Origin of the sequence: Mycobacterium parascrofulaceum ATCC BAA-614, assembly GCF_000164135.1 — a bacterium.
Taxonomy (GTDB): domain Bacteria; phylum Actinomycetota; class Actinomycetes; order Mycobacteriales; family Mycobacteriaceae; genus Mycobacterium; species Mycobacterium parascrofulaceum.
On the sequence record NZ_GG770553.1, the window covers coordinates 1352813 to 1360886 of the forward strand.

Consider the following 8074-nt stretch of genomic DNA (forward strand, 5'->3'; position numbering starts at 1 on the left):
GATTCGGGGAACGGGCGGATTATCGCGCCGCCTTGGCGGCTTGGCGCTGCCCTTTCTTTTTCGCGTGCGTCGAGCAGCAGTGCGATAGATCGCAATGGAATCGGTCACTGCATTCGTGCGAACAATAAATTGACGCGGCCGGAAGCCATTCCGGATCGGACAGATCGCGCCGGTGGTCGTTGGGATCGAACGTGTGGCCGCAATGGACGCAGGTCTTCACCTTGGTCTTGGTAGCCATATCGTCAGGTTACGCGCCGCGACCCCTGATCGGTGCCGGTTTTCGATCGGCGTTGACAATCGACGGCCCGCACAATCGACCGGTGGGGAATTCAACCCCGAAATGGTCCGTTGCCGCTTGCCCCGCGGTTCGGGCACGGCCTGGCGCGGTCGCCTCGGTGAAATCGACCGCGCGACAGGTTGATACGCCTTTAAATCGGGATACCGGGGCGGAATGGCCTGCAGCGCAGCATATTTGGCTGTCGCCGACGCACGCCGGCGCCCGAAACTCCCTCGGCCTTCCAACGCGGCGTTGAGTGTCGCGTCGTGCTGTCCAGACGCGAGTGGCCCGGGCGGGTTACGACGAGCGGTGCGGGCGGCGACGCGGCCGCGCACCCGCAGGAATGAATTCCGCCGGCACGGCGTTCGGGTAGCCGTGGCGCACGCGACGAAATGCTGGAACAGATGAAGTGTCTTAGCATCAGCCCGTCGGGCAATCGCGATCGGGGGGAACGGTGTTGACGCTGCTCAAGCGGGCATGGGTGCCGCTGGTCGTGGTCGTCGCGCTCGTCATCGGCGGCGTTGCGGTGCTGCGACTCAACGGCGTTTTCCCGGGACCCGGCCTGCCCAAGCCCGATCCCCGCGATGCGACCCCGCCGTACGCGGCCAAGACCGCCATCTACGAAATTTAGGGACCGCCCGGGACGACCGGCGTCGTCAACTGGATGGATGCGGACTCACTACCGCAGAAGGCCAGCTTCACCACGTTGCCGTGGTCGACGACGATCGTCGCCCAGATGCCCGGCATCTTCGCCTACGTCGTCGCCCAGGGTGACAGCTCGTTCATCGGCTGCCGGATCACCGTCGACGGCAAATTGGTCGACCAACAACAGGCCAACAACCGCAACGCGCAGGTTTCCTGCTTGGACAAGTCCGCGTGAGCGACGACACGAGCGACACGGACGAAATCCCCGTCGCGCAACGCACCGAGGTCGAGCACAAGCCGCGGCTGGCCCGCACCATCCGCGTCCTGGCGCTGCCGATCGTCGTGTTCTGGGTGCTGCTCGCGGTCGGCGTGAACGTCTTCGTTCCCCAGCTGGAGAAGGTTGCCGAGGAGGTCTCGGTGCCGCTCTCGCCGTCCGACGCGCCCTCGGTGACCGGGATGAAGCACATCGGGGAGAAATTCAAGGAGTACGACTCCGACAACCTCGTCCTGGTGACCCTGGTCGGCGACAAACCGCTCGGCCAGGACGCTCACCGGTATTACGACGAGTTGGTCAACAAGCTGCAGCAGGACCACGAGCACGTCGAGCACGCGCTGAACTTCTGGGCAGCGCTTCACGTCGTCGGGTGTCGAGAGCTACGACCACAAGGCCGCCTACGTCCAGGTCAACCTGCGCGGAGACCAGGGCGGCGCGGTCGGCGACAAATCGGTTGCCGCGGTGCGCAAGATCGTCGCGGACTCGAAGCCGCCGGCGGGGGTGAAGGCCTACGTCGCGGGCCAGGGGGCCCTGACCGCCGACACGATCGTCGTCGGTGACGCGAGCCTGGCCAAGATGACGATCATCACCATCATCATCATCGCGATCATGCTGATGTTCGTCTATCGGTCCATCGGCACGGTGCTCCTGACGATGGTCATTCTCTTCGTCGGCCTGGCCACCGGTAGAGGCGTGGTGGCGCTGCTGGGCAGCACCGGCATCATGGGGCTGTCGACCTTCGCGGTCAACCTGCTCACGGCGCTGGCCATCGCGGCGGGTACCGACTACGCGATCTTCATGGTCGGCCGCTACCAGGAGGGCCGTGAACGGGGCCTGGACCGCGAGGCCGCCTACTACGACACCTTCGCCGGGGTCACCAAAGTGGTGCTGGGCTCGGGGTCTGACGATCGTCGGGGCGCTGGCCTGCCTGAAGTTCACCCGGCTGCCCTACTTCAGCTCGCTGGCGTTTCCGTGCGCGGTGGGTCTGCTGGTGGTGGTGATCGCCGGGGTGACCCTGACGCCGGCGCTGATCGCGTTCGCCAGCGGCTTCGGTCTCTTGGACCCGAAACGAAAGTTCAACTACACCCGATGGCGCCGGTTGGCGACGGCGATCGTGCGGTGGCCGGCGCCGATCCTGGCCACCTCCGTCATCCTGGCGATCGTCGGCGCCATCGGCTTGATGGGCTTCACCCCGCGCTACAACGACCTGTACTACCTGCCGCAGAGCGCGGGATCGGTAAAGGCGTACAACGCGGCCGATCAACACTTCACCCAGGCCCGGTTGAACCCGGACCTGCTGATGATCGAATCGGACCACGATCTGCGCAATCCCAGGGACCTGCTGGTCCTGGACAAGATCGCCGGTGCAATATTTCATGTGCCCGGCATCGAACGGGTGCAGAGCATCACCAGGCCCCTGGGTCCGCCCATCCAGGACGGCTCGATTCCTTTCCAACTCAGCGTGCAAAGCGCAGCCATCCGCGACAACCTCAATTACCTGAAGGCCCGTGTCGGCGACATCAAGAAGATCACCGGTTTCCTCGACACTCAGATAGCCCTGTTGGAGCGCCAGTACGCCGTAACCCAGAAGCTCGCGAATGCCGCGGACGACAGCTCGAAAACGACGGGGGAGACGGCGGCCATCACGGACGAGATTCGGGACCATATCGCGGATTTCGACGATTTCTGGAGACCGATCCGCAGTTATTTCTACTGGGAGAGGCATTGCTACGACATTCCGATCTGCTGGTCGCTGCGCAGCCTGTTCGACGCGCTGGACGGGTTCGATCAGCTGGCCGAGAAGTTCCACGCCCTCACCAGTGACCTCACCGACACGGCCACGGCCACGCGCGAGTTGCTGCGATCATCCCCGAGAACATCGCCGTCTCGAAGTCGATCCGGGACACGACGCTGACGATCTACAGCTCGTTCGACAGCCTGATCGATCAGTTCGACCGGCTGACCGACACGAACGCCGTAATGGGCAAGTCCTTCAACGACTCTCAGGTGGAGAGCCTGTTCTACCTGCCGCCGGAGGTGTTTCAGAACCCGGACTTCCAGCTGGGGTTGAGCTTGATGATGTCCCCGGACGGCAAGGCCGCTCGCTTCATCATCACCCACGCCGTTGATCCGGCGACGACGAAGGGGATCGCGTCCGTCGATCAGGAACGCAAAGCGGCCAAGGAGGCGCTGAAACTCACCTCGCTGGAGAACGCCGACATCTACCTCGGCGGTACGGCGGCGACGTTCTACGACATCGCCAACGGCGCGAAGTACGACCTGATGATCGCCGGGGTGGCCTCGATCGTCCTGATCTTCATCATCATGGTGCTCGTCACCCGCGCTTTGGTCGCGGCCGGCGTAATCGTCGGGACGATCGTGATGTCGCTCGGGGCCGCCTTCGGATTCTCGACCCTGATCTGGCAGCATCTCGGAAACTTCCAGTTGCACTGGGTGGCAACCGAATTCGCGTTGATCGTGCTCTTGGCGGTGGGGTCCGACTACAACCTGATGCTGGTGTCGCGGATCGAGGAGGAGATCGGGGCCGGTCTGAAAACCGGGCTCATCCGCGGCATGGGTGTCACCGGCCCGGTGGTGACCGCGGCCGGCGTGGTGTTCGCCGTCACCATGGGTGCGATGATCACCAGCGACCTGCGGGCGATCGGCCAATTCGGCACGACGATCGGCATCGGCCTGTTGTTCGACACGTTCGTCGTCCGATCGCTCATCACGCCGTCGATCATGACGGTGATGGGACGCTGGTTCTGGTGGCCGAAGCGGGTGCGGGTTCGCCCGGCCAGCCTGATGCTTCGGTCCGTGGGGCCGCGCCCGCTGGTTCGGGCGCTGCTGCACCAGCCGCGGCACGCGACCGCGCCGGATCCGCGAACGTAGCTCGCGGCGCCAACCGCTGACCTCGGGTCCCCGCAGCCGCGCGCCACACCCGGGCCGCGGGCGACGACCCGAGGGGCGCGGCTTCTTGTCACGCGCCGTTCACCTCATTTGCTGGCGCCCGGCGACGCTTGGCGTTATTCTATGGCCGTTGAAAAACTATTCTATGGCTGTTGAAAACTACCCGCCCTGCTCGCCGCGGAGAGGACCGACCACTTGGACTTTGCGTCGCTGCCTCCGGAGGTCAACTCCGGGCTGATGTATGCGGGCCCCGGGGCGGGGCCGATGCTGGCGGCCGCGGCGGGCTGGGACGCGCTGGCCGCGCAGCTGGAGGCGACGGCGAGCGGCTACGCGGCCGAGCTGGCGGCGCTGACCGGGCTGGCGTGGTCGGGCCCCTCGGCGTTGCTGATGACGGCCGCGGCCACCCCGTACGTGGAGTGGCTGACCACCGCCGCCGCCGAGGCGGCGCAGACCGCCGGCCAGGCCTACTCGGCGGCGGCGGCCTACGAGGCGGCGTTTGCGATGACGGTGCCGCCGCCGGTGATCGCGGCCAACCGGGCGCAGTTGATGGCGCTGATCGCCACCAACTTCCTGGGGCAGAACGCCTCGGCGATCGCGGCCACGGAAGCCCAGTACATGGAGATGTGGGTGCAAGACGCCACGGCGATGTACGGCTACGCCGCCGCGAGTGAGAGCGCGAGCACCCTGGCCCCGTTCGACGAGCCGCCGCAGACCACCAATCCCGCCGGGCAGGGCGCCCAGGCGCAGACGGTGGCCCAGGCCGCCGCCCAGAACACCACCGGCGTCACCCAGCAACTGGCCTCGACCAATGCCACGATGCACACGCTCAGCTCCACCGCCGACACCGTCGGGCCCGTCGCCCCGGGCCAGACGGTCACGGCCGCACCGGGCAGCACCATCACCATCGGCGCCAACACCGGCATGTACCTCAACAGCGGCGAGATCACGATCACCGGCTCCGGCACGAACCTGATCAGTTTCGGCTCCGTTATCGTCAACCCCGGCGCCACCATTCACACGATCATCGACTGCTCCGAGGGCGGTGTGCTGATCCCCGGCGGCGTCGACGTCACCGCCGGCTCCAGCCCCCTCGTCCTCACCCCCGGGTCGTTCCAGGAGGTCCTGGTCGCCCTCGTCAACGGCTCCGCCACACTCCAGGTGGCCGCCGCCGAACAGGTTGCCGTCCAGACGTTCGCAAACAGCGCCACCGCCATCGTCGGCCCCGCCGGCGCGTCCATCACCAACGTCTTCGGCACCGTCAGCATCGCCACCGTCACCCCCATCCCCAGCTCGTCGGGCGCATTGGGGGTGCCGCTGGGCGGGCTGGCCGCGCCGGGGCTGGCGGGCACCGCCGGAATTCAGCCGCAGCTCGACGTGGATGGGCTACTGGAATGGGCGCAAGCCGTTTCCAGCGCCGGTTGAGCGACGTGCGGGCGCACCCCGGCCCCCGGCTGGGATGGCCGTTTCACCCGGCTGTCGGCGCCCCGGCCGCGGGGATGGGCGGTGCGCCCGCGCTCGGCCCGCTGTCGGTGCCCGCGGCCTGGGCGGCGAGCGCCACGGGGGTCGAGTCGGCCCCGGGTCCCTTAGCGGATGCGGGCGCCGACGCCGCCGGGCCGGGACGCACGTTCCGGCGGGCCCTGATGGCGACCATCATCGGACGCGATGCCGGTCGCCCACCCTCGGCAACGAGCGTGCGCTGCGGGCCTTGAGGGTGCGCTGAGGGCGGACATTTCGCCGATTTCCCGCCCAGCGCTCACCCTCGAAACCCTGAGCGCACACGCGATCACCGGGCGCGAACCACCTCGTCGGCCACGCCCAGCGCCAGCGCCATGATCGACACCTGCGGATTGACCTCCGGGCAGCTCGGCAGGATCGAGGCGTCGGCCACCCACACGCCGTCCATGCCGCGCAGCCGCCCGGTCTCGTCGACCGGGCAGAGCTGATCGTCGGCGCCCGCGGCCACCGTGCCCGTCGGGTGAAAAGCGGCCAGGTGCAAGCTTTTCGGGTCGCTGCTCCGCAGCGCATCCTGCAGGGCGGGCATCGACGCCACCGTCGGTGCGCCGGGCAGTCCGGTGAGCACCTCGCTCGCCCCCGCGGCGAACAACAGGCGGCCCATGGCCTCGATCGCGACGACGAGCTTGGCGACGTCGCCGCGATCGATGTTGTAGCGAACCAGCGTCTCGCCGCGCACCGTGGACACCGAGCCGACGCCGCGATCGGCCACCATGGCGCCGAACGTCGCCACCCGGGGCGCGCGGTCCAGCCAGCCGAGCAGCTCGGCGCCGTAGCCGGGAAACACCATCGAGCCCATCCCGGGCGGGGTCGAGGTCGCTTCAATGAGCACGCCGTGTGAGTCGTGCAGCTCGTGCACCGCCGCGCTCTGCAGCACCCCGTGCCAGGCGACGACGTCGTCTTCGAAGCGCCCGGCGAGCATGGTGGCCGGGTGCAACGCCAGGTTGCGGCCCAGCCTCGGGTGCGAGCCAACACCACTGCGCCGCAACAGCCCTGGCGTCTCGGTGGCGCCGGCCGCCACGACGACGGTGTCGGCCAGCACGTCCAGCGCCGTGCCGTCGGGCCGGCGGGCCCGCACGCCCCGGGCGCGCCCGCGCCGGTGCAGCAGGCGCTCGACGCGCGCCTGGGAGATGATCCGCGCGCCGGCCGCGCATGCCTCGGGCAGCGCGTTGAGGTGCACGCCGAACTTGGCGTTGCGGGGACAGCCGATCGCGCACTGGCAACAGCCCGCACAGCCCGGCGCGTTGCGCGGGATGGGCGCCGCATCCCAGCCCAGCGCGGCGGCCGCGTCGAGCAGTAGGCGCCCGTTGCGGCCCATGATCTCCAGCGGCACCGGGGCAACCCGCAAGGTGCGCTCGACGTCGTCGAGGCGCTCGGCCAGTCGGTCGGAATCGGCCAGCGCAAGGCCGAATTCGTCGCGCCAGCGCCGGTGCACGGCCGCCGGCGGGCGGTAACAGGTGCCCGAATTCACCACCGTGGTGCCGCCGACCGCGCGGCCGATGGGCAGCACGACCGACGGGCGCCCCAGGGCGACGGTCGCGCCGGCGCCGCGGTACAGCCCGGCGTAGCGGTCGATGGGATGGGTGGTGCGGAATTCCTCGACGGTCCAGCGGCGGCCCTCCTCGAGGACGACGACGTCGTACCCGGCCCGCGCCAGGGTGCGGGCCACCATCGCGCCGCCGGCGCCGGAGCCCACGACCACCGCGTCGGCGGTGACGACGGAACGGCTCTCGGCCGATCCGATGATGTTCAACGCCGCGTCGGGGCGGGCCGTCACCTGCTGCTCGGCTCGCGAAAGAAGTTCGGGCGCGTATGTTTCCGCGCCGTTGGCCAGCAACACGATCGCCTTCATCGCCTCGAGGGCCGCGCCGGCGTCCGGGCCCAGCGCGGCGACCCGCCGCAGCACCCGTTCGCGGCGGTCGGGTGCCAGCCGCGACAGCGACCGCCCGGTGGTGGCGAAGCTCGCCGCGGTCAGCCCGAGCAGCCCGGCGCGCATGGCCACCCGCGAGGCCGCCGGCAACTGCCGCAGGTAGCGCTCGACGCGGGCCGCCAGCTCGGGCGCCGCCGGGCCGCCGTACTCCTCGGGCAACAGCGCGGTCCCGAACGAGGCGACCAGGCTCATATCAGCCGCGCGAGGCGGCGGCCCATCTTGATGAAGAACGGATAGGTGGCGAAGATGGCGCCCGCCGCCGCGTGCAGGGGCCAGTCCGCCTCGGCGGTGTTGACGCTGAAAACGCCGCTGTTCCACATGAAGTCGCGGCCGTTGCGGGCGCGGAAGGGCCGCCACAACACCCCCAGGCCGGGCACGTTGTTGTACAACCCGAATGACCCGCCGAAGAAGACGCCCAGGGTGGCGGCCTCGGCGACGTCGCGACGGTCGGCGGGCAGCCGCCGCTCGATGAGCACGCCGGAGGCGAACAGCAGCGGTGGGTCGAGCAGAAAACTCATGTCGGGAT

4 protein-coding genes and 2 pseudogenes are annotated in these 8074 nt (G+C 68.8%); 3 read left to right on the plus strand and 3 right to left on the minus strand.

The genetic code is table 11. From position 1 onward, the window contains the following. Positions 1-19 precede the first annotated feature (19 nt). Positions 20-238: a hypothetical protein gene (locus HMPREF0591_RS30720; RefSeq protein WP_007167632.1), complete on the minus strand. Its 219-nt coding sequence runs from the start codon at positions 236-238 to the stop codon at positions 20-22. A gap of 496 nt (positions 239-734) precedes the next feature. On the opposite strand from HMPREF0591_RS30720, the pseudogene HMPREF0591_RS32185 reads away from it, so the two are divergent. From HMPREF0591_RS32185 to HMPREF0591_RS34375, 3 genes and pseudogenes are all read left to right on the plus strand, one after another. Beyond that, positions 735-1157: pseudogene (locus HMPREF0591_RS32185) on the plus strand (MmpS family transport accessory protein). Further along, positions 1154-4088 (plus strand): annotated as a pseudogene (locus HMPREF0591_RS06395) (MMPL/RND family transporter). Before HMPREF0591_RS32185 ends, HMPREF0591_RS06395 begins: the two co-directional pseudogenes overlap by 4 nt. 213 nt (positions 4089-4301) lie before the next feature. Further along, positions 4302-5528, plus strand: coding sequence for a PPE family protein (locus HMPREF0591_RS34375; RefSeq protein WP_007167638.1), 1227 nt, complete (start codon positions 4302-4304; stop codon positions 5526-5528). Positions 5529-5889: 361 nt separating this feature from the next. Here the strand turns inward: HMPREF0591_RS34375 and HMPREF0591_RS06405 are convergent, their stop codons facing one another. Continuing rightward, positions 5890-7740, minus strand: coding sequence for a GMC family oxidoreductase (locus HMPREF0591_RS06405; protein WP_007167640.1), 1851 nt, complete (start codon positions 7738-7740; stop codon positions 5890-5892). Continuing rightward, positions 7737-8066, minus strand: coding sequence for a hypothetical protein (locus HMPREF0591_RS06410; protein WP_040621946.1), 330 nt, complete (start codon positions 8064-8066; stop codon positions 7737-7739). The genes HMPREF0591_RS06405 and HMPREF0591_RS06410 overlap by 4 nt, the downstream gene beginning before the upstream one ends. Between the last annotated feature and the right edge of the window lie 8 nt (positions 8067-8074).

Bases quoted from the DNA above. Each gene is read 5' to 3' on its own strand.
- HMPREF0591_RS30720 (WP_007167632.1), bottom strand. From the start codon at position 238: ATGGCTACCAAGACCAAGGTGAAGACCTGCGTCCATTGCGGCCACACG.
- HMPREF0591_RS06405 (WP_007167640.1), bottom strand. From the start codon at position 7,740: ATGAGCCTGGTCGCCTCGTTCGGGACCGCGCTGTTGCCCGAGGAGTAC.
- HMPREF0591_RS06410 (WP_040621946.1), bottom strand. From the start codon at position 8,066: ATGAGTTTTCTGCTCGACCCACCGCTGCTGTTCGCCTCCGGCGTGCTC.